Raw genomic sequence first — 21,159 nt, forward strand, 5'->3', positions numbered from 1 at the left:
ATCATAGAACGCCGGTAACAAAATAGGTAGGTGACTAGACCAACGCCTTGTGCCGCTTCGTTCGCTGCGCGGTATACTGCGCGACCACTCGAGGAGGGCCCCATGGTCGAACAAACTGAACTCAACCGGCTTTTCTGGCACAGCCGCCGCGGCATGCTGGAACTGGACGTGCTGCTGGTACCTTTCACCCAGGAGGTCTACCCGAGCCTGAGCGAAGCGGACCGCGAGCTGTATCGTCGCCTGCTGACCTGCGAGGATCAGGACATGTTCGGCTGGTTCATGGAGCGCAGCGAGTCTGAGGACCCGGAGCTGCAGCGCATGGTCCGCATCATCCTGGACCGTGTCCAGCCCAAGTGAATGCTTCGAGTGCCGTTGGCAAGGCTCGCGCCTGCTGCTGACGGCCTACCTCGCCAGCCTTGCGCTGGCATTGCTCTCCCTCGCGCTGATGGCACTGCCCGGATGGCTGCGCGGCCTGCTGGCCGTCGCCTGTCTTGCCCACGCCTGCTGGGCCGTTCCCCGGCGAATCCTGCTGACCCACCCCGAGGCCATCACCGGTCTGCGCCGTGACCTGCGTGGTTGGCACCTCTATAGCCGTGCCCGGGGCTGGCAGCCGGCGCGTCTGTGCCGGGATAGCGTCGCCCTGCCGACCTTGGTGGTGTTGCGGTTCGTGCCCAAGGGGCGCAGGTTCAGCCAGAGCCAGTGCATCCCCAGGGATGCACTGGATCGTGAGGCGCACCGGCGATTGCGGGTGCGCCTGAAGTTCAGCCGGCGCCGCTGGGCCGCGCCGGCCTGACCCTCAGACCCCCTGCGGGATCTCTTCGCCGCCCAGGGCTTCGAACAGTACCGGCAGGAACTCGGTGAAGGTCATCATCATCAGCTGGAAGCTGGCGTCGAACTGTTGCTGGGCCTCGTCGCCGCCATCCTGTTCGGCCTGCTCCTGCAGCAGCTCCTCGAACTTAAGGCGCTTGATTACCATCTTGTCGTCGAGCACGAACGACAGCTTGTCCTGCCAGGCCAGGGCCAGCTGGGTGACCAGCTTGCCGGTGCTCAGGTGCAATTGGATCTCTTCGCTGGTCAGGTCCTGGCGTTTGCAGCGCACGATGCCGCCGTCCTCTGCGGTGTCGCGCAGTTCGCACTCGTCGAGGACGAAGAAGCCCTCGGCGGCCTTTTGCGATTTGACCCAGTCGGTCATGGTCGCGCTCGGCGCGATCTTCACGGTGGCCGGGCGCACCGGCAGCGAGCCGATCACTTCACGCAGGGTCGACAGCAGGTCTTCGGCGCGCTTGGCGCTGGCCGAGTTGACCAGGATCATGCCCAGGCGTGGGGCGATGGCGGCGAAGATCATCGAGCGACGGATGAAGGCGCGCGGCAGGAAGGCCTGGATGATCTCGTCCTTGATCTGGTCGCGTTCCTTTTTATAGACCTTGCGCATCTGCTCGGTCTCGATCTCCTCGACCTTCTCCTTGACCGCGTCGTTGACCACGCTGCTGGGCAGGATGCGTTCTTCCTTGCGTGCGGCGATCAGCATGAACTCGCCACTGACGTGGACCAGGGGCGCGTCCTCGCCCTTGCCGAACGGCGCGACGAAACCGTAGGTGGTCAGTTCCTGGCTGGCACAGGGGCGGGCCGGCTTGCTGGCCAGGGCGGCCTCCAGGGCCTCGGCCTCGAACGGTACTTCCTGGGTCAGGCGATAGGACAGCAGGTTCTTGAACCACATGAGGGGGAATCTCTCCTTAATACATAAGGCGGGCATTATTCTCCGAGGGGCGCTTCCAGGCCAACCCTGTCATAGGGCCAGCAGTCCTATATAGAGGAAGAAAATCGCCGCGCAGCTAGGTCTTTGAAAGGCCTGGAAATTTTTTTCAAAAATTTTGAAAAAAGTGCTTGCCAGGGTGGGAGGTCCTCCGTAGAATGCGCGCCACACCGAGACGAAGGGTGATTAGCTCAGCCGGGAGAGCATCTGCCTTACAAGCAGAGGGTCGGCGGTTCGATCCCGTCATCACCCACCACTCGATGTATAGCGCGGCGGTAGTTCAGTCGGTTAGAATACCGGCCTGTCACGCCGGGGGTCGCGGGTTCGAGTCCCGTCCGCCGCGCCATATTTAGCTTCCAGGGCCCACTGAACACCCGGAAGCAACAGAGAAAGCGACCTTAGGGTCGCTTTTTTTGTTTCTGGCATTGCGCCAGAATGCCCCTGTCCGCCGCATGTGGCCAGCAGGCCCCGCGTCGGTTCCTATCGCAAGCCAGAGACCGATCATGCAGGATGCCAGCCTCTCCAACGCCCCCACCTATTCCACGCCACTGCTCGGTATCGACCTCGGCACCACCAACAGCCTGATTGCCGTCTGGCAGGATGGTGAAGCCCGGCTGATCCCTAATGCCGTGGGTGAAGTGCTCACCCCCTCGGTGGTCAGTGTCGATGACGACGGCTCGATCCTGGTCGGCCAGGCCGCCCGGGCGCGATTGACCACGCACCCCGAGCGTACCGCGGCGGCGTTCAAGCGCTTCATGGGTAGCGACAAGCGCTATGCGCTGGGGGAGCATCGATTCACGCCTGAAGAATTGTCGGCACTGGTGCTGGGCGCGTTGAAGCAGGATGCCGAGGCGTACCTGGGCTGCGCGGTCGATGAAGCCGTGATATCGGTGCCGGCGTATTTCAGCGACGAGCAGCGCAAGCGCACGGTGTTCGCGGCTGAATTGGCCGGGCTGAAGGTCCAGCGGCTGATCAACGAGCCGACCGCCGCGGCCATGGCCTATGGCCTGCACGAGCAGAAGTTCGAGCGCACCCTGGTGTTCGACCTGGGCGGCGGCACCTTCGATGTCACCGTGCTGGAGTACGCCTTGCCGCTGATCGAGGTGCATGCTTCCACTGGCGACAATTACCTGGGCGGCGAGGATTTTACCGACGCGTTGTTGCAGGCCTGCCTGCGCGACTGGAATCTCAAGGCCGAGGAGCTTGCACCCCAGGCCCTGGCCAGCCTGCATGACGCCATCGAACAGCTCAAGCGCGAGGCGGGCGAGGGCAGCCGGACATTGCAGTGGAGCGCCGGCGGCCAGCCCCGTGAATGGGTTCTGGACGAGTTGAAGCTACAGGCGATCTGGGCGCCTTTGCTGACGCGGATACGTACCCCGATCGAACAGGCCCTGCGCGATGCCCGGTTGAGCCCGCGCGAACTGGACAGCCTGGTGCTGGTCGGCGGCGCCACGCGCATGCCGCAAGTGCAGCAACTGGTGGCCAAGCTGTTCGGCCGCTTGCCGTACCGGCACCTGGACCCGGACACCATCGTCGCCCTCGGCGCCGCCAGCCAGGCCGCCTGCAAGGCCCGCGACGCGGCCATCGACGAATTGATCCTGACCGATGTCTGCCCCTACACCCTTGGCGTGGCCTCGTCCCGGGGCGATGACGTCACCGGAGCGTTCTCGCCGATCATCGAGCGCAACACGGTGATCCCCACCTCGAAGGTGCAGCGCTTCTACAGCAGCCACCCGGAACAGAAGTTCGTGCGCATCGCCGTGTACCAAGGTGAGCGGCCGTGGGTGCGGGACAACATCCTGGTGGACAGTTTCGAGGTCCCGTTGCAGCCAACCGGCGAGATCCAGTCGCTGGACGTGCGTTTCAGCTACGACATCAACGGTCTGCTGGAAGTGGATGTGACCTTCCTCGAAAGCGGCCAGAAGCACAGTCACAGCATCGACCGCAGCCCCGCCGGCCTTGATGCCGAGGCGCGCCTGGCCAGCGAGGAACGCCTGGCGCGGCTGAAGATCCACCCGCGTGACACGCTGCCCAACCGGACTCTGCTGGCCCGCCTGGAGCGGGCCTGGATGCAGAGCCTGGGCGACGAGCGCGAGCTGATCGGTAGCTGGCTGGACGCCTTCAACGCCGTGCTCGCCGGGCAGCAGGCCGGCGAGATCAGCCGTGAACGCCTGGCGCTGAGCCAGGCGCTGGACGAGCTGCGCTACTGACCGTTGAGCCGGCGCAGGGTGGCCTGCAGGCCACCCTCCAGCGCTGGGCCCTTGCCGGGTACCGGGCCGTAGCGGTTCGGCAGCTTGTCCCCGGGCAGGCCCAGCAGCACCAGTGACGAGAAGGGCAGCACCCGGCTCAGCAGCATCACCACCATCAGGGTCGGCACACCGTGGCCGAGATCGCGCAGGCGACGCAGGAACCCGCTGATCGCCAATATGCAGATCACGACCATCACGCCTGGGACATGAAGCATCAGGTTGGCGCTCAAGGCGATGACCGCGACATGCGCCGCCAGGCCGGTGCGGTTCAGGCGACTCTTGAGCTTCCAGAAGGCCCACATCGGTGCTGGCGGCTCCTTGATCTCATCGAGCAGCATACGTTCGCTCCAGGACAGCACGGCCATGATCGCGCAGCGCAGGCCGGGATCCTGCTCGGGATCATCCTTGACCTTCTGCAGGGCGCGCAGCAACCGCGTCCTGGGTGGCGTGCACTCGTCGAGCAGGCTGCGCAGCGCATCCTGCACGTCGGTGAACGCACGGCTGTCGATGCCTAGAGCGCCAAGCACGCCGATCGGCGGCCGCCTGGGTCGGCCGTCCAGCAATGCCTGGCGCCATGCGTCGAACCAGGCATCCTCAAGCTGTGCGGCTTCAATGCGTTGGCGCAACCGTGTGCGTTGTTGTTCGTCCAGTGATCGGTCGTGGTACAGCACCGCGCAGAACAGCAGGTAGCCCAACGGATAGTCGCTGCGCAGGGTGCCATCGTCGTTTTCCAGGCAGGCCAGCAGTTGTTGGGCGCTTGGCAGGCGGGTGCTGTTGAGCGCCTGCTGCAGGGTCAGCAGGCGAGCCGAGATCATCGCCTGCACAGGGTCGCGGCTGTCCAGGCTGCCGAGCAGCCCTATGCTGCCGTCCGGGCTGGCCAATTGTTGGCAGAGCAGGGCATGTGCCGCGGCGAACGGGTGTTCTACCGGGTAGTGCAATTGCCCGGGCAGCACGGGATCGATCAGTGCCAGCCAGCGCGAGGGCTGCTCCAGCAGGGCAAGCATGAACAAGTGTTGGCGGTGCCAGTTCCACAACGCGTCACCCTCGGGCATTGCCGGTAGCAGTACGCCGGTCTCGGCGAGCGTGTCCTGCAGTTGCAGGGCGAACGGCGTGGTGAACAGGCGGCGCATGTCGAATTGCGCATTCAGGGCGTGCAGGGCGTGGGCCGGGTAGACCCGCATACGCCGCAGCCATTCGCGGCAGACCGGGCGAATGGCGTCTTCGGTCAAGGCCTCGGGCAGGACCGCCACCGGGTCGTCGCTGGCGCAGAAGTCTACCAGCGCCTTGACCACGGGAGACTGTTCAAGCCAGTGCAGTTGCTGGCTGGCCTGGCGCTGGAAGCCTTCGAGGATCAGCGCGTCGAGGGCATCTTCGGCGAGCGGCTGGGCGAGCACCTGGCGCAGCAGGCCGGCTTCCCCACGTTGCAGCGCCCAGGCCTGCCAGTACAGGCGGTGCAGGTCGTGGTCCTGCTGGTCCTGCAGCAGCCAGGCGAGCAGCGGCAGTTCGTCGTCGCCGTCCAGCCGCCAGTCGATGAAGGTCGTGGCGATGCCTTGCAGTTCCAGGCGCGAGGCTTCGGACCAGCGCGCCAGGGTCTGCGGGGACTGCCCGGGGCTGCCCCAGTTCTGCGCGGGGTCGTCCAGCTCGGCGGGCCAGCCGGCCGGGGTGTGCAGGCGGTCGAAGGCTTGGATCAGCAACGGCAGTCGCTGGGGCTGGTGACGGGCGCAGAGGTCGATCAGCCAGCGTTCGGCCTGTGGGTGATGGTGTTCGCGATACAGCCGCAGCCAGCAGTCCAGAGCCTGTTGCTCGGCGCCCAGGGCATCGGCCTGGCGAGCCAGCAGGTAGAGCAGGTCGGCATCGTCCGGGGCCTGTTGCTGGCGTGTCTGGAGCAGGTCGTGGAAGGTCCGGCTGGGGATGCCGGCCTGGCTGAACTGCACCAGCAGGCGTTGCACCAGGGCGGGGTCATCCGGCATGCCCAGGCAGGTATGCACGCCGGCAAACTGCTCGTATTCGAACAGTGGGCGCTGCTGGTAGCAGTACTCGAGGCTGCGGAAATACCACAGGCTTTCCATCTGTGCGCTGGCCGGCCAGTCGCGCATGCAGGCGGTGTCGAAGGGGTCGGGTTCTTCCAGGCGGTCGAGGAAAGCTTCCACTTCGTGGCGATCGTCCAGGCGCAGCAGCTGTTCGGCCCAGCCCAGGCGCCGGGCCAGCAGGTTCGCGCAGTGGTGGGACAGCGGTCCGCAGTCGCGCAGGGTGTGCAGCAGTTGCCAGCCGAGGTCGTCCAGTTCGTCCAGCGGCAACTCGTCCAGTTCGGCGATAAAGCGCTGCCAGGCTTGCGGGTCGAAGCGCAGGGACGGCTCCTCGAGCAGGGTGTGGAACTGCTTGAGTGCCGGATGGGGGGCGTCTTCCCCGGCGGCGGGCTCGGCCTCCCGGGGCGCCTGATCGCGGGCCAGGCGCAGCGCTTCCTCGTAGGCTGCCCGCAATGCCTGGAACCCTTCGGGGTCGGTTTCCGGGTGGTGCGAGGGCAGGCGGCCGCGATAGGCCAGGCGGATGGTGTCCAGGTCCTGGGTCGGTTCGATTCCCAGGCGAATCCAGCAACTCATGACCAGCAGTCCTCTTCCAGCGTGGTGGGCCGTGCGGGCTCGGGCAGGGGCATGTCCCAGGGCAGTCCGGCCAGCAGGTCATGGGCGCCGAGGCGCAGGTTGAGCACGATGCAGCGGTTCCAGTGCTCGCAGCCCTGGCGCTCGAGGTTGGCGGCCAGGGTCTCGTCGCTGCTGTCGCTGGCATTCCACAGTGCCTTGCCGAACAGGTAGCCGGCCAGGTAGCCGTCCCAGCGGTTGTAGTAATGGCGGGCGCGCAGGGCCAGGCGGTAATGCAGGTAGAGGCTCTCGTCGCGATCGATCAGGCCCTTCTTGACCCCGGCACGCAGCAGGAAACCCATGCGCCCCAGGTCCCAGGCCCGGGTGCCGCCCGGGCCGCAGTCGGGGAAGGTGCGGGCGGCGTATTCGTGGCGGATGCGCTCGCGTGGGGGCAGGGTGTCGAGCAGGGCCTGCCACTGGCTGGGCAGGCAGCGTTGGTATTGCCAGTAGGCCTCGCTCATCTCGGTGGCGTGGCCGTTGTCGGCCATGCTGAGCATGTCCAGCAACTGGGCGCGGTTGCTGATGCCCCACCAGCGCTCGAGGTCGGTCTGGTCTTCGCCCTCGAAATAGTCGGGTGCGGTATAGCTGGCACCGTTGAGGGCGGCCATGGGGGCGGAGAGGGCATGCAGCCAGTGCTGCGCGGTTTCGTCCATGAAAGGGGTCCTGGAGGCGCTGGGAACTGGTGGGGATTGTATAGGAAGAACTCGGCTGGGCTATCAGGGGTAGGTGCCGAGTCGATAGGCCTCGGCCACCTCGCGGAGCACTTCGCACACCCATTGCGCCGGCAGGCTCTGGGGCAAGGCCGCGTTGCGGCAGATGCCCACCGATCCGCCCGGCTCAAGCACGCCCAGGTCGAGCTCGGCCAGCTCGCCACGCCCGAGGTCGATCAGCACGGCGTCCCGTGGCGCTACCCAGACCGCCTCGCTGCCCAGCACATAGCGCCTGCTCAGGGCCAGCGACAGGGTTTCCAGGCGCTGTGCCGGCAGCGGGATGGCGCATTGCACGAACAGGCTGTCGGCATGCTGGCGAATGGTCGTCCCCGGCGGCGGCAGCACCAGCGGATAATCACCAACCAATCTGCGCTCGACGGGCCGCTGTGCCAGCAGCGGATGCCCGGGCCGCACCACCAGGGTCATCGACTCGCTGTACAGGTGCTCGAACGACAGCCCCTGGATCTGCGGACTGTCGGTCATCCGTCCGACCACCAGCTCCAGTTCCCCCAGGTGCAACTGGCCGAGCAACTGGGCGCTGGCCCCGGTCACCACGCTGATCAGCAACGCCTCGTGACGCTGGTGCAGGCGGCACAGCACCTCGGGCATCAGCAATCCTTCGACTGTCGACAGCACGCCGATGCGCACTTGTGACGGCGCCCGCGCCTCGCCGCGCACACTGCCGACCCCGTCGCGCAAGGCCTGCACGCTGGGGCCGGCGTAGCGCATGAAGCGCGTGCCGGCCGGGGTCAGGGTAACGCCGTTGTGGCCGCGCTCGAACAGGCGTGCCTCGAGCAGGTCCTCCAGTTCCTTGAGGGTCTTGGAGATCGCCGGTTGGCTGATCGCAAGCACATCGGCGGCCCTGGCCAGGCTGCCCTGCCGGGCAATCTCCAGGAAGCACAGCAGGTGGCGGAACTTGATGCGGGTATCGAGGTTCATGCCCGGCAGTGTATCCATGCGGGCCAGACCTGCAACGTCCGCATGGGCCTCAATCGAGCGATAGTTCAACACGACCTGCGCTCAGGCGCGCCGGCCACACCCGCAGTGCCTGGCCCGGATCCTCCAGGCAGCGGCCGCTGTCCAGGCAGAAATGCTGCTTGTACAACGGCGCCGCGACCACCATTTCGCCATGCAGGCTGCCCACCAGCCCACGGCCGATAATGTTCGCGCCCGAGCGTGGGTCACGGTTGCCGATGGCATACAGCTCCCGCCCCTGTCCCGGCAAGTAGAACAACGCCACCTGCTCGCCCTCGTGCCACACCACCACGCCGGAGTCGGCGACCAGGTCGCTGGCCAGACACACCGCCTGCCAGCGGGTTTCACTTGCTACAGCCGTGTTGGACAGGCTCATCACATCGCCTCCTCATGGGTGGGAATCAGTTGCAGGGGCGCAGCCGGCCGGCGTTGGCCACGCTCGCGCACGAAGTGCACATCCGGATCGGCGCGCTGGTCGTTGACGAAGGTGCGGAAGCGCTTGAGCTTTTCCGGATCGCCCAGGGCGTTGGCCCATTCGCATTCGTAGCGATCGACCACCTGCTGCATCTGTGCCTCGAGTTCGGCGGCCAGGCCCAGGCTGTCGTTGATCACCACCTGCTTGAGGTAGTCGAGGCCGCCGTCGAGGCCCTCGCGCCACACCGAGGTGCGCTGCAGCTTGTCGGCGGTGCGGATGTAAAACATCAGCACGCGGTCGATCAGCTGTACCAGGGTTTCGTCGTCGAGGTCGGTGGCGAACAGTTCGGCGTGGCGCGGGCGCATGCCGCCGTTGCCGCACACGTACAGGTTCCAGCCCTTGTCGGTGGCGATCACGCCGATGTCCTTGCTTTGCGCTTCGGCGCATTCGCGGGTGCAGCCGGACACCGCGAACTTGAGCTTGTGCGGTGAGCGCAGGCCCTTGTAGCGATCCTCCAGGCGCAGTGCCATGGCCACGCTGTCCTGCACGCCATAGCGGCACCAGGTGCTGCCGACGCAGGACTTCACCGTGCGCGTCGATTTGCCGTAGGCGTGTCCGGTCTCGAAGCCGGCGGCGATCAGTTCGCCCCAGATCAGTGGCAGTTCATGCAGCTGGGCGCCGAACAGGTCGATGCGCTGGCCGCCGGTGATCTTGGTGTAGAGGTCGTATTTTTGCGCCACCTGGCCGATCACGATCAGCTTCTGCGGGGTGATTTCGCCACCGGGAATGCGCGGCACCACCGAGTAGGTGCCGTTCTTCTGCATATTGGCCATGAAGGTGTCGTTGGTGTCCTGCAGCGGCACCAGCGCCGGGTCCATGATCGGCTGGTTCCAGCATGAAGCGAGGATGTTGCCCACCGCCGGTTTGCAGATGTCGCAACCTACGTGACCTTTGCCATGGCGTTCGAGCAGCTCGCCGAAGGTGCGGATGCCTTCCACCCGCACCAGCCCGTAGAGTTCCTGGCGGGTGTAGGCGAAGTGCTCGCACAGGCTCTTGTCGACCGTCACGCCACGGGTGGTCAGTTCGTGCTCGAACACCTGCTTGAGCAGCGCCGCGCAACCACCACAGCCGCTGGCGGCCTTGGTGCAGCCCTTGACGGCGGCAAGGTCGCCGCAACCACTGTCGATGGCGGCGCACACCGCGCCCTTGCTGACGTTGTGGCAGGAGCAGATGGTCGCGCTGTCGGGCAGCGCATCAGCGCCCAGGGCCGGCGCGCCGCCTCCTTGGGGCAGGATCAGCGCGGCCGGGTCGGCCGGCAGGGCGATGCCGTTCTGGGCATACTGCAGCAGGGTGTCGTAGTAGCTGTTGTCGCCTACCAGCACCGCGCCGAGCACGTGCTTGCCGCTGGCATCCACCACCAGCCGGCGGTAGGCGCTGTTGGCCTCGTCGATGAAGCGGTAGCTGCGTGAGCCGGGCGTGGCGCCGTGGGCATCGCCGATCGAGCCGACATCCACGCCCAGCAGCTTGAGCTTGGTCGACATGTCGGCGCCAGTGAAATCATCCGCCGTCCCGCCCAGCAGTCGTGTGGCCAGGTTGCGCGCCATGGCGTAGCCGGGGGCGACCAGGCCGAACACGCTGCCGTTCCACGACGCGCACTCGCCGATGGCGAAGATCCGCGGATCGCTGGTCCTGCACTGGCCATCGATCACAACACCTCCGCGCGCGGCGATCTCCAGGCCACTGGCCCGGCCCAGGGCGTCCTGTGGGCGGATGCCGGCGGAAAACACGATCAGATCGGTCTCCAGGTGTTCGCCACCGTCGAAGTTCATCCGGTAGCGGTACTGCTCACCAGCGCTGATCGACTGGGTCGCGCGGGACAGGTGCACGCCCACGCCGAGGGCCTCGATCCGCGCCTTGAGCGCCGCGCCGCCTTCGCTGTCCAGCTGTACCGGCATCAGGCGTGGGGCGAACTCCACCACATGCGCCTCCAGGCCCAGGGACTTCAGGGCGTTGGCCGCCTCGAGGCCGAGCAGGCCACCGCCGACCACGACGCCACGGCGGGCATCCGCGGCGGCGGCGCGGATCGCGTCGAGGTCCTCGAGGGTGCGGTAGACCAGGCGCGCATTGCCGCTGGAACCTTCGATTGGCGGCACGAACGGATAGGAGCCGGTGGCCAGGATCAACTGGTCGTAACCCAGCCGCCCCTCAGTGGTGATCACTTCCCGGCGCTCGCGATCGATGTCCAGCACCGCCTCGCCCAGGTGCAGGTGCACGCCGTGGCGGCTGTAGTAGTCCGGGGCGCACAGGGCCAGGGTCTCGGCGCAGCTGCCGGTGAAATACTCCGACAGGTGCACCCGGTCGTAGGCGCGCTGGCGTTCCTCGCCGAACACATGCAGCTCGAAGTGTGCCGTGGCGCCGCGTTCGATCAGCTGCTCGACGCAGTGATGGCCGACCATGCCATTGCCGACGATGACCAGTCGTGCTCGTTGTGCCCCGTTCGCTGTTGCCTGCATAGCCGATCCTCGATCACGGAAAACGAAAAAGGCGCCTGGAGCCGAAGCTCCAGGCGCCTTTGCCTGTACTCATCAGTGTGAGGCCCCTGTCGACCGCCGTTGGTCGTTGGGGCTGTTGTGCATTATGTGAAGCAGGGAGTGTGCCAGGCTCCCGCTCATCGCTGGTCAAGCCAGCTCCCATGAGGGTTGCCGCGTGTCAGGCTGCCTTTAGGTATGAGCTGCCCAGGTGGTGCGGTCGCACAAGCAGGGTGCAGCCCTCACCACCGTGGTGCATCAATACACATCCCGCCGGTAGCGCTTGTCCCGTCCCAAGCCTTCGACATAGGCCGCTGCCGCGCTCTCGTCCAGGCCGCCGTGCTGCGCCACCACCTGGCGCAAGGCCGCATCCACATCCCGGGCCATGCGTTGGGCATCGCCGCAGACATACACATGCGCGCCGTCCTGCAGCCAGCGCCACAGTTCGGCGCCCTGTTCCAGCAGGCGTTGCTGCACATAGATCTTCTCCGGCTGGTCGCGGGAGAACGCGGTGTTCAGGCGTACATGGCCCTGTGCTTCCCAGGCCAGCAACTGCTCGCGATAGTAGAAGTCGTGTGCCTCGTGCTGCTCGCCGAAGAACAGCCAGTTGCGGCCACGCGCAGCGCGTGCCTGGCGCTCTTCGAGGAAGGCCCGGAAGGGCGCGATGCCGGTGCCGGGACCGATCATGATGATGGGCGTGCCGTCGTCGTCGGGCAGGCGGAAGTGTTTCGACGGTTGGGCAAAGATGGCCACTTCGACGTCTGCCGCACGGTCGGCGAGAAAGGCCGAGCAGACCCCCTTACGTTCGCCGAAGCGCACCGTGGACACCGTCAGGTGCACCTGCCCCGGATGCGTCTTGGGGCTGGAGCTGATCGAGTACAGCCGTGGCTGCAAGGGCTTGAGCAGGCTCAGCCAGCGGGTCAGCGGCCATTGCTGGGGGAACTCGCGCAGCACGTCGGCCAGTTGCCTGCCCCACAGCCAGTTCTTGAGTTCGGTCTTGCATTCAGGTCGCAGCAGTTGTCGCAGAGACGCTGCGTTTTCGCTGAGCGCCTCGAGCTGTCGTGGCGTGACACGGGTAATGTCCAACTGCCGCTCCAGCACCAGGCTCAGGGGCATTGGTGCCAGGCCTTCGAGCTCGACCACGGCATGGCCATCGAGTTGCATCAGGCCCAGCAGTTCCTCGACCAGTGTCGGGCAGTTGCGCGGCCATACGCCCAGCGCATCGCCGGGCTGATAATCCAGGCCGCTACCCGCGAGGTCGAACACCAGTTGGCGAGTCTCCTTGGTCGAGCCGGGGCCATTGAGCAGGCGGTTCTGCACCAGGCGCGCTTGCCATGGCTGGTGTCTGCCATGAGATTCGGCGGTTGCTGGTGCCGATGTCGCGTGGGTGTTTGTGCCGAGGGCCACCAGCAGGGCCTCGAGCCAAGCGCTGAATGCGGCATCGAAATCCGGCTCGCAGTCGACCCGCTCCAGCAGGCGCTGGCCGCCCAGTTCCGCCAGGCGCTGGTCGAGCTTGCGACCGAAGCCGCAGAACTGGTCGTAACTGGAGTCGCCCAGGGCCAGCACCGCATAGGGCAGCTTGGCGCAGTCGGCGTCGCTCGCGCCCTGCAGGGCCTGCCAGAACGCGGCGCCACTGTCCGGGGCGTCGCCGTCGCCGAAGGTGCTGGCAATCAGCAGTACGCTGGCGCAGCCGCGCAATTGCGCCGGGTTGACGCTTTCCATGCTGCTGAGCTCCACCTTCAGCCCCGCCTCGCGCAGGCGTTGGGCGCAGCGCTCGGCCAGCGTCTCGCCATTACCGGTCTGCGAGGCCCACAACACACGATGGCACGGTACTGCCGCCTGTGCTTGGGGCTGGGCAAACAGCCCCGCCAGCAGGCCATCGACGAACAGGCGCCGGGCCGGCGCCAATGGTGCGGTGGCCGGGAGGCTTGGCACACCCTCGGCGCGTGTCTGTTGCAGGCCAAGCAGGAAACCTTGCAGGTAATGCCGCTCTTCTTCGGCAAGCACCGGGGCAGGTTGTGTCTCCAGGCCCAGAAGGCGGGCGAGGGTAGCGGTCGGCATGGGGACGGGCTCCGCAGGAATGGTGACGTCCAGGTCGAGGACCTCGATGCGTTCGCCCGCGACCCGTTCGAGGGTCACGGCGCAGTACTTGAAGGCCGGTTGCAGCGAGGTGGGGTCGACGGCGTCGCAGGTCACCGCGTTGATCGCCAACTGCTCGCCGTACAGGTCGTTCCAGTGGAACGGCGCGAAGCAGCCGCCGGGCAGCACCCGGTCGCTGAGGCGGGCCGGCAGCAGCGCCTGGCCACGGCGTGAGCGGATCGCCACCTGGTCCTTGTCGCCGATGCCCAGGCGCCGGGCATCGGCGGGATGGATCTCGACGAAGGGGCCGGGTTCGAGGCGGTTCAGGCTCGGGACCTTGCCGGTCTTGGTCAGGGTGTGCCACTGGTGTTGCACGCGGCCGGTGTTGAGGACGAAGGGGTAGGCGTCGTCCGGCAGCTCGGCGGGCGCCAGCCAGGGCCGCGCATGAAAGCGCGCCTTGCCGGTGGCGGTCGGAAAGGCCAGCGCCGCTGGCTGGCCGTGTTCGTCGTTGCGATAGCGCAGCGGGCTGCGGTCATCCTCGCGCCCCGGCGCACAGGGCCACTGCCGGGGGCTGGCGCGAAGCCTGGCATAGTCGATGCCGCGCAGGTCGTAGCCGGTGTCCGGGTTATGGAAGCGGCGGATCTCATCGAACACCGCCTCGGCGTCGGGGTAGTCGAAGGCATGCGCGTAGCCCAGGGCACAGGCGATACGCGCGATCAGGCGCCAGTCCTCCAGGCTCTCGCCGGGCGGCTCGACGGCGCGGGGCATCAGGGTCAGGTTGCGTTCGCTGTTGACCATCACCCCTTCACCCTCGGCCCACAGCGCCGCCGGCAGGAGAATGTCGGCGTAGCGGTTGGTCTCGGTGTCGAGGAAGGCGTCCTGGCTGATCACCAGTTGCGCCTGGTTCAGGCCGTCGATTACTTGCTGGCGATTGGCGACGCTGGCCACCGGGTTGCTGCAGATGATCCAGCAGGCCTTTACCTCGCCACTTTTGAGCTGTTCGAACAGCGCCACGGTGCCTTCGCCGCCCTCGCTGCGCAACGTGCCGGGCGCCAGTTGCCATTGCCGCTCGACGAAGGCGCGGTCCGCCGCCACCTGTGCCGAACGCTGGCCCGGCAGGCCCGGCCCCATGTAGCCCATCTCGCGGCCGCCCATGGCGTTGGGCTGGCCGGTCAGCGAGAACGGCCCGCTGCCGGGGCGGCAGATGGCGCCGGTGGCCAGGTGCAGGTTGCACAGGGCATTTGTGTGCCAGGTGCCGTGGATGCTCTGGTTCAGGCCCATGGTCCAGCAGCTCATCCATTCACCGGCCTCGCCGATCAGGCGGGCGGCTTCGCGGATGTCGGCCTCGTCCAACCCGGTGATGGCCGCGACCCGGTCCGGGGTGTAGTCCTCGAGAAACGCCGGCAGGTCCTCCCAGCCCTCGGTGTGGCGGGCGATGAAATCCGCGTCGGTGTGGCCGTTGGCATGCAGCAGGTATAAAAGGCCATTGAGCAGCGCCAGGTCGGTACCCGGGCGCAGTTGCAGGAACAGCTCGGCCTTGTCGGCGGTGGCGCTGCGCCGGGGATCGACGACGATCAGCCTGGCCCCGGCCTTGAGCCGGTCGAGCAGGCGCAGGAACAGGATCGGGTGGCAGTCGGCCATGTTCGCGCCGATCACCAGGAACACCTCGGCGCGCTCGAAGTCCTGGTAGCTGCCCGGCGGTCCGTCTGCCCCCAGCGACTGCTTGTAGCCGCTGCCGGCACTGGCCATGCACAGCCGCGAGTTGGACTCGATATGGCGGGTACGGATGAAGCCCTTGGCCAGTTTGTTGGCCAGGTACTGGGCTTCCAGCGACATCTGCCCGGACACGTACAAGGCCACGGCATCCGCGCCATGGGTGTCGATGATCGCGCGCAACCGCGTGGCGGTTTCGCTGATGGCCGTGTCCAGGCTGCAGCGCGCCGGCTCCTGGCTGCGCCGGTCGCGCACGAAGGCATGGGTCATGCGCCCAGCCTGCAGCGGCACATGGGCGCTCTGGCCCTTGGTGCACAGGCGACCGAAGTTGCTCGGGTGCTGCTTGTCGCCACTGACCTTGACCACCTTGCCATCGCTCACGTGCATGACGATGCCGCAGCCGACCCCGCAATATGGGCACACACTGCGCACTTGGCTGTCGCTCATCGGCGATCTCCTGCTGATGAAACGACAAAGGCGCCGGCTGCCCGGCCTGCAAACGGCAAGCGGGGCAACACGGCGCCTTCGTCGTGATGAGAGGGGACCATCGGCGTTGATGGTCTCGATGGCGAATGGGCAGCAAATCCCGGGCCATGTCATCGCGGAGCAAGCCCGCTCCCACGCTCAGCGAGGTGGCATGGACTTGACCTGCGACGGGTGTGCACCGATACGGGGAGTCGCGCACCAACGGATGGCACATGCAAACGGATGAATATATGATTCGCTTACGTTTCATATATGCGAGTAACTGCACCATGGGCATCGTCAAAATCTCCGACGACCTCCACGAAGACCTGCGCGTGGCCAGCGCCGCGCTGTCGCGTTCGATCAACGCCCAGGCCGAGCACTGGATCCGCATCGGCATGCTGGCCGAACTGCACCCGCAAGCGACCTACCAGGAACTGCTGCGCCAGTTGCTGCGCCAGGAACAGGCCAACCTCAAGGAATTGCTGCAATGAGCAAGGTCATTCTCAAGGACGCCGCCGAGCTCGAGCTGATGCGCAACGCCGGCCAACTGCTGGCCCGGGTGTTCGCCGACCTCGACGGTTTCATCCGCCCCGGGGTGAGCACGATGCAGATCAACGACCGCGCCGAGGCCTTTATCGTCGAAACCCTCAAGGCCCGACCGGCGAGCAAGGGCCAGTACGGTTTCCCCTATTCGCTGAACACCTCGGTGGACCATGTGGTCTGCCACGGCATGCCCAAGGTCGACGAGGTGCTCAAGGAAGGCTCGATCGTCAACGTCGACATCACCCTGGAGCAGGGCGGCTACATTGCCGACTCGTCGAAGATGTACTGCATCGGCCAGATCGGCGATGAGGCCCGACGCCTGGTCGACACCACCTATGCCGCCTTGTGGAAGGGCATCGAGCAGGTGCGCCCCGGCGCGACGCTCGGCGATATCGGCCATGCCATCCAGGCCCACGCCGAGGCCGCCGGCTACAGCGTGGTGCGCGAGTACTGCGGGCACGGCATCGGCCGGCAGATGCATGAGGCGCCGGAGGTGCTGCACTACGGCCAGCGCGGCCTGGGCATGCAGCTGCAAGCGGGGATGGTGTTCACCATCGAGCCGATGATCAACCAGGGTGGGCGCGGCACGCGCGGGTTGCGCGATGGCTGGACGGTGATCACCCGCGACCACAGCCTGTCGGCGCAGTGGGAGCACACGGTGGCGGTGACCGAAAGCGGGTTCGAGGTGCTGACGCTGAGAGAGGAAGAGCAGCGGCCTGTATGAAATTCTTCCGGCAACACGCCCTTGAACCGTCAATACTGGCCATTGGCTTCAAGAGCCGAGGATGAACAACCTTTCACCCAGGAACTTCCTGCGCGCAACCCGCTCTTATGCCGGTAGCCATTGGTCGCGGCCGCCTGCTAAGCTCGCGGCTTTACCCTGATTGCCCTCATGGCGCATGAACAAGGAAATTACATGAAACAGCATCGTTTGGCGGCCGCGGTTGCCCTGGTAGGCCTGGTCCTCGCGGGCTGCGACGCCCAGACCAGCAGCGTCGAGCTGAAGACTCCGGCACAGAAGGCCTCCTACGGTATCGGCCTGAACATGGGCAAGAGCCTGGCCCAGGAAGGCATGGACGACCTGGACTCGAAAGCCGTCGCCCAGGGCATCGAGGACGCGGTAGGCAAGAAAGAGCAGCGCATCAAGGACGAAGAGCTGGTCGAAGCCTTCACCGCCTTGCAGAAGCGCGCCGAAGAACGCCTGGCCAAGGCCAGCGAGGAAGCTGCCGCCGCCGGCAAGAAATTCCTCGAGGAAAACGCCAAGAAGCCTGGCGTGATCACCACCGCCTCGGGCCTGCAGTATGAAGTGGTCAAGAAGGCCGACGGCCCGCAACCCAAGCCGACCGACGTGGTCACCGTCCACTACGAAGGCAAGCTGACCGACGGCAAGGTCTTCGACAGCTCCGTCGAGCGCGGCAGCCCGATCGACCTGCCGGTCAGCGGCGTGATCCCGGGTTGGGTCGAAGGCCTGCAACTGATGCACGTCGGCGAGAAGTACAAGCTGTACATCCCGGCTGAGCTGGCCTATGGCGCCCAGAGCCCGAGCCCGCTGATCCCGGCCAACTCGGTCCTGGTCTTCGACCTGGAGCTGATTGCCATCAAGGATCCGGCCAAGGCCGACCAGGCACCGGCCAAGTAATACCCGGCCCGTTGCAAGAAGACGCCCCGTTTCGACGGGGCGTCGTCGTTTTCAGTCCGGCTTGACGCGAACCGTCGGCGTCATTCACTGTCGCAAGCAGTAGCCGCGCAGACGCGGGTGCCGGTGTCGCAAAACGTTTGCGCGGTTGAAACGGTTGTGTAAAAAACGCCCGATTCGTACCTGGCCCTTGCCCGGCGGGCACCACGCGGCGCCAATGTCGCCCTGTTCACAAGGTTATCCACAATAAATGTGGATAACCCCTGCTCCTCTGGAGGTCCCATGAGCGCACCCTGGAATTTCGCCCGCTTCCTGCCCTTGGCCGAGCGCCTGCTCAGTCGTGGCCGGCTGCCGGCCCTGCTGTTCGCGGTGGCCCGCAAGGGGCCGAAGCTGGGCCAATTACGCGAGGACCTGCGCCTGATGCAGGCGCTGTGCCTGGCCTGGTGGCGTGGCGAGTACCGCGCCGTCAGCCCCAAGGCGCTGGTGACCATCGTCGCCGGGCTGCTGTACTTCGTCAGCCCCCTGGACGCCATCCCCGACTGGCTGCTGGGTGTCGGCCTGCTCGACGACATCGCCGTGCTGGGCTGGGTGCTCAAGACCGTGGCCGATGAACTGGGCCGCTTCAAGGCCTGGCGCGACGCCCAAGCGCCGGAGCGGCTGCGGGTGGTCGAGCGCCTGCCGGACACCCCCGAGGCGCTGCGTCTCGAACGGCCCGGCAGTTGATTCCGCACAGACCCCCGAGGTTGGTAATATAATTGGCATAAGGGTTATGCCTACGGATTACATGCCGTAATCCAACGTCAAGGGGGTTGTATGGGTATTCAGGTCATCAGCCGGGACGGTCAGCCCGAGTACGCAGTGGTTCCCTGGGAGCACTATCAGAAGTTGCTGGCGGCCGCAGGCCAGGCGCCGGCCGTAGCTCCCGACTCAGTCAGTCACAACGAGAGCACTCAACCGAGCGCCAGCCTGTCTTCCCTGGACCAGCTGGCGTCCTTGCGTCAGGCCAAGGGCCTGGCCCCGGAGCAACTGGCACGCAGTGTCGGCATCAGCCCGGCCTACCTGGCGATGATCGAGTCCGGGGAGCGACGCCCGGACGCTGCGATCCTGCGCAGCCTGGCCTGGCACCTGGGCGTAGCCGGCTGGAGCGAGCCGTCATGAGCCAGGTCAGGATCAGCCGTCAGCAGTGGCAGAGCCTGCTGACCGAGCTCGACCTGGCCCGCCGTCAACGCCACCTGCTCACGTACCGTGCGCTGCTCGAGCGTCTGCAATTGCCCAGCCCGGCCATGCAGACCCTGACTGCGGCCCTCGAGTACCTGGCGACCCTCGACGCCCGCGCCGAGCAGCCGCTGCGCAGTTCGCTGGTGATCAGCCAGGGGGCCAGCCGCCTGCCGCGCACCGGGTTCTTCGAATGTGTCGAGCGCCTGGGGCGGTTTTCCGGGCCGGTGGATGGCATGGAGGCGGCATCCTGGCATGCCTCGGAAGTGGTGCGGGTGTTCGAGTATCGCTACCCGGAAGAAGCCTGACAGGCATCGCGGGGCAAGTCGCATCGGCGCACCGCCGCTCCCACGCATTTTCCGGCGAGTCGACGGGCGATCATGGCAACACGGTGGTATCGATCAGGCTCAGGCCTGAGCCACCGCCATCCTTGGCTTGGCGCTTGGCCTGGGAGGCGAGCTCGGCCAGTTGACCGGCATCCAGCCCGTCGCTGCTGCCCGGCTCCAGCCAGACCACGCCGATCGACAGTGACAGCAAGGCGAACGTTTCCCGCTGCCCCTGGCGGTTGTGGGCGATGAAGCACCCGGCCTCCAGGTGTTCGCTGCGGTAGAAGCGCCGGCATTGCCGGCCAAAGGCCTCCAGCAGCAATTGCAGGCGCTCGCGCCAGTTCGTCGAGCCCAGCACCAGCATGAAGTCGTCGCCGCCGATATGGCCGACGAAATCTCGGCTCGGATCGACGCAGTCGTTCAGGCACTGGGCCAGGCACAACAGCACTTCATCGCCTCGGGCGTAGCCATAGATATCGTTGAAGGGCTTGAAACTGTCGATGTCCACGTAGCACACAGCCGCCTTGCGCCGCTGCAACAGCAGGCGCGCCAGGCACTGCTGGATCGGCACGTTGCCCGGCAGCAAGGTGAGCGGATTGGCATGCCGTGCCTGCTGGATCTTCTGCTCGGTGATCAGCTTGAGCACGTCGATCACCCGCCCGAGCCCCAGGTAACGCCCATTCTGGGTGATGATGAAGTCCTCCTCGATACGCTGGCGCGCACGGCTGGTAAGCAGGCGGCTGACCTGCTGCAGCGACTGGCCACGCTCGACGGCGAGAAAGTCCTGGCTCATCAGCCGGCTGATCGGCTTGCGCGCGAACAGGTCGGTGCCGAAGGGTTGTAGTAGGGCGTCGGCGAGCGAGTGGCGGTGGACGATGCCACAGGGGCGGCCTTGCTCGTCCAGCACGGCGAGGGAATTGAGGTTGGCCTGTCGACGGAAAGCGTCGAGCACCTGCTGCGTGGCGGTGTCGAGGGTGACCGAGGGTTGCTGGATAAGCAGGGCGCTGAGGTCGCGGCTGTCCTCGCACAACGCAACGCCTGAGCCTGGCGTTGGGGGCGGCAGGCCAGGGCTGTCCACGACCGGAAACTCCTGGGGGCGGCCGAGCAGGTAGCCCTGGACCAGGGTCACCCCCATGTCGCCCAGTACCGCCAGTTCCTCGGCCAGTTCGATGCCCTCGGCGATCACCTGGGCGCGGGAGGCGCGAGCGATCTGCAGGATGGAGCCGACGAACTCGCGCTTGAGTGGGTCCTGGTGGATGCCGTCGATGAAGTGGCGGTCGATCTTCACATAGTCCGGGCGCAACTCCGACCACAGACGCAGGCTCGAATAGCCGGCGCCCAGGTCGTCCAGGGCAATGGAAAAGCCCATGTCGCGGTAGTGGTGCAGGGCGTTGTACAGCAGCTGGAAGTCTTCGGTGGGTGTCTGCTCGGTCAGTTCGATGACTACCCGGCTGGGCGCCAGGCCAAGCTGTTCGAGCATTTTCAGGGTGCGCCCGGACGGGTAGTTGGGTTCGACCAGGGACTCGGGTGAGACATTGAGGAACAACTGTCCCGGCAGGTTCAGCTCGCTGAAACGGCGGCAGGCGGTCTCACGGCACAGCACCTCCAGTTCGGCGAGGCGGCCGGCCTGGCGGGCGATGGCGAACAAGTTCAATGGCGAGTGCAGCGGGCTGTTGGATGGCCCGCGGCTCAGGGCCTCGTAGCCGAGGATGCGCCGTTCGGAAAGGCAGACGATGGGTTGGAACAGACAGTGGACGCTGCGTTGAGCCAGGATGGCGCTCAATGCGCTGAGCTGTTCGGTGACGGTCATGGACTGCTTCCTGAAGTGAAAAAGGCCGGACGCTTGCACGTCCGGCCCTTCCATTTCACGACAGTCCGGTGACTGTTTGATGACAGGTCACATTATTTCGCCA

Annotated in this window: 17 protein-coding genes and 2 tRNA genes; 11 read left to right on the forward strand and 8 right to left on the reverse strand. The window is 66.2% G+C overall.

What is annotated here, in order from left to right; all coding sequences use genetic code 11:
- The first annotated feature begins 102 nt into the window (after window positions 1-102).
- Together V0R62_RS04530 and V0R62_RS04535 are read left to right on the forward strand one after the other, a co-directional pair.
- Window positions 103-357, forward strand: coding sequence for an FAD assembly factor SdhE (locus V0R62_RS04530; protein ID WP_028690159.1), 255 nt, complete (start codon window positions 103-105; stop codon window positions 355-357).
- On the forward strand, window positions 341-793 hold the full coding sequence (locus V0R62_RS04535) for a protein YgfX (protein WP_330102921.1): 453 nt from the start codon (window positions 341-343) through the stop codon (window positions 791-793). The genes V0R62_RS04530 and V0R62_RS04535 overlap by 17 nt, the downstream gene beginning before the upstream one ends.
- A gap of 3 nt (window positions 794-796) precedes the next feature.
- On the opposite strand, the gene rdgC is transcribed toward V0R62_RS04535, so the two are convergent.
- Window positions 797-1,717: a recombination-associated protein RdgC gene (gene rdgC, locus V0R62_RS04540; RefSeq protein WP_232855770.1), complete on the reverse strand. Its 921-nt coding sequence runs from the start codon at window positions 1,715-1,717 to the stop codon at window positions 797-799.
- Between the two features lie 216 nt (window positions 1,718-1,933).
- Between rdgC and V0R62_RS04545 the strand changes: the two genes are divergently transcribed.
- The 3 genes from V0R62_RS04545 to V0R62_RS04555 all read left to right on the forward strand — a co-directional run bounded on the left by V0R62_RS04545 (window position 1,934) and on the right by V0R62_RS04555 (window position 3,963).
- Window positions 1,934-2,009: transfer RNA gene (locus V0R62_RS04545), tRNA-Val, on the forward strand.
- Between the two features lie 13 nt (window positions 2,010-2,022).
- Window positions 2,023-2,099: transfer RNA gene (locus V0R62_RS04550), tRNA-Asp, on the forward strand.
- Window positions 2,100-2,256: 157 nt separating this feature from the next.
- Window positions 2,257-3,963 (forward strand): molecular chaperone HscC, encoded by a 1,707-nt coding sequence (locus V0R62_RS04555; protein ID WP_330102922.1) that lies wholly within the window; start codon window positions 2,257-2,259, stop codon window positions 3,961-3,963.
- Here V0R62_RS04555 and V0R62_RS04560 read toward each other — a convergent pair.
- The 6 genes from V0R62_RS04560 to V0R62_RS04585 all read right to left on the reverse strand — a co-directional run bounded on the left by V0R62_RS04560 (window position 3,957) and on the right by V0R62_RS04585 (window position 15,505).
- On the reverse strand, window positions 3,957-6,602 hold the full coding sequence (locus V0R62_RS04560) for a molecular chaperone DnaJ (RefSeq protein WP_330102923.1): 2,646 nt from the start codon (window positions 6,600-6,602) through the stop codon (window positions 3,957-3,959). The two genes, V0R62_RS04555 and V0R62_RS04560, sit on opposite strands and share 7 nt — an antisense overlap.
- A complete protein-coding gene (locus V0R62_RS04565; protein WP_028690154.1) occupies window positions 6,599-7,291 on the reverse strand; it encodes a DUF1266 domain-containing protein in 693 nt (230 codons plus the stop codon). Before V0R62_RS04565 ends, V0R62_RS04560 begins: the two co-directional genes overlap by 4 nt.
- Before the next feature lie 63 nt (window positions 7,292-7,354).
- The gene (pcaQ, locus tag V0R62_RS04570) at window positions 7,355-8,287 is read right to left on the reverse strand and encodes a pca operon transcription factor PcaQ (protein ID WP_330102979.1); all 933 of its coding nucleotides are present in this window, start codon (window positions 8,285-8,287) and stop codon (window positions 7,355-7,357) included.
- A 49-nt stretch (window positions 8,288-8,336) separates the two neighbouring features.
- A complete protein-coding gene (nirD, locus tag V0R62_RS04575) occupies window positions 8,337-8,699 on the reverse strand; it encodes a nitrite reductase small subunit NirD (RefSeq protein WP_330102924.1) in 363 nt (120 codons plus the stop codon).
- Window positions 8,699-11,251, reverse strand: coding sequence for a nitrite reductase large subunit NirB (gene nirB / locus V0R62_RS04580; protein ID WP_330102925.1), 2,553 nt, complete (start codon window positions 11,249-11,251; stop codon window positions 8,699-8,701). The genes nirD and nirB overlap by 1 nt, the downstream gene beginning before the upstream one ends.
- 273 nt (window positions 11,252-11,524) lie before the next feature.
- Window positions 11,525-15,505 (reverse strand): bifunctional nitrate reductase/sulfite reductase flavoprotein subunit alpha, encoded by a 3,981-nt coding sequence (locus tag V0R62_RS04585; protein WP_330102926.1) that lies wholly within the window; start codon window positions 15,503-15,505, stop codon window positions 11,525-11,527.
- Between the two features lie 308 nt (window positions 15,506-15,813).
- On the opposite strand from V0R62_RS04585, the gene V0R62_RS04590 reads away from it, so the two are divergent.
- From V0R62_RS04590 to V0R62_RS04615, 6 genes are all read left to right on the forward strand, one after another.
- Window positions 15,814-16,017 carry a ParD-like family protein gene (locus V0R62_RS04590; RefSeq protein WP_050703975.1) on the forward strand — a complete coding sequence of 68 codons (204 nt, stop codon included), beginning with the start codon at window positions 15,814-15,816 and terminating at the stop codon, window positions 16,015-16,017.
- Entirely contained in the window at window positions 16,014-16,793 is a 780-nt protein-coding gene (gene map, locus V0R62_RS04595) for a type I methionyl aminopeptidase (RefSeq protein ID WP_330102927.1), read from the forward strand. Before V0R62_RS04590 ends, map begins: the two co-directional genes overlap by 4 nt.
- A 192-nt stretch (window positions 16,794-16,985) precedes the next feature.
- Complete coding sequence (locus tag V0R62_RS04600; protein WP_050703977.1) at window positions 16,986-17,708, forward strand: FKBP-type peptidyl-prolyl cis-trans isomerase; 723 nt, start codon at window positions 16,986-16,988, stop codon at window positions 17,706-17,708.
- 279 nt (window positions 17,709-17,987) lie between these two features.
- On the forward strand, window positions 17,988-18,428 hold the full coding sequence (locus tag V0R62_RS04605; RefSeq protein ID WP_028690135.1) for a YkvA family protein: 441 nt from the start codon (window positions 17,988-17,990) through the stop codon (window positions 18,426-18,428).
- Window positions 18,429-18,518: 90 nt separating this feature from the next.
- A complete protein-coding gene (locus V0R62_RS04610; RefSeq protein ID WP_330102928.1) occupies window positions 18,519-18,863 on the forward strand; it encodes a helix-turn-helix domain-containing protein in 345 nt (114 codons plus the stop codon).
- Complete coding sequence (locus V0R62_RS04615) at window positions 18,860-19,228, forward strand: hypothetical protein (RefSeq protein ID WP_050703980.1); 369 nt, start codon at window positions 18,860-18,862, stop codon at window positions 19,226-19,228. The genes V0R62_RS04610 and V0R62_RS04615 overlap by 4 nt, the downstream gene beginning before the upstream one ends.
- A 70-nt stretch (window positions 19,229-19,298) precedes the next feature.
- Here V0R62_RS04615 and V0R62_RS04620 read toward each other — a convergent pair whose 3' ends face one another.
- The gene (locus tag V0R62_RS04620; RefSeq protein WP_330102929.1) at window positions 19,299-21,056 is read right to left on the reverse strand and encodes a GGDEF domain-containing protein; all 1,758 of its coding nucleotides are present in this window, start codon (window positions 21,054-21,056) and stop codon (window positions 19,299-19,301) included.
- Window positions 21,057-21,159 lie beyond the last annotated feature (103 nt).

The organism is Pseudomonas carassii (assembly GCF_036324045.1).
GTDB lineage: Bacteria > Pseudomonadota > Gammaproteobacteria > Pseudomonadales > Pseudomonadaceae > Aquipseudomonas > Aquipseudomonas peradeniyensis.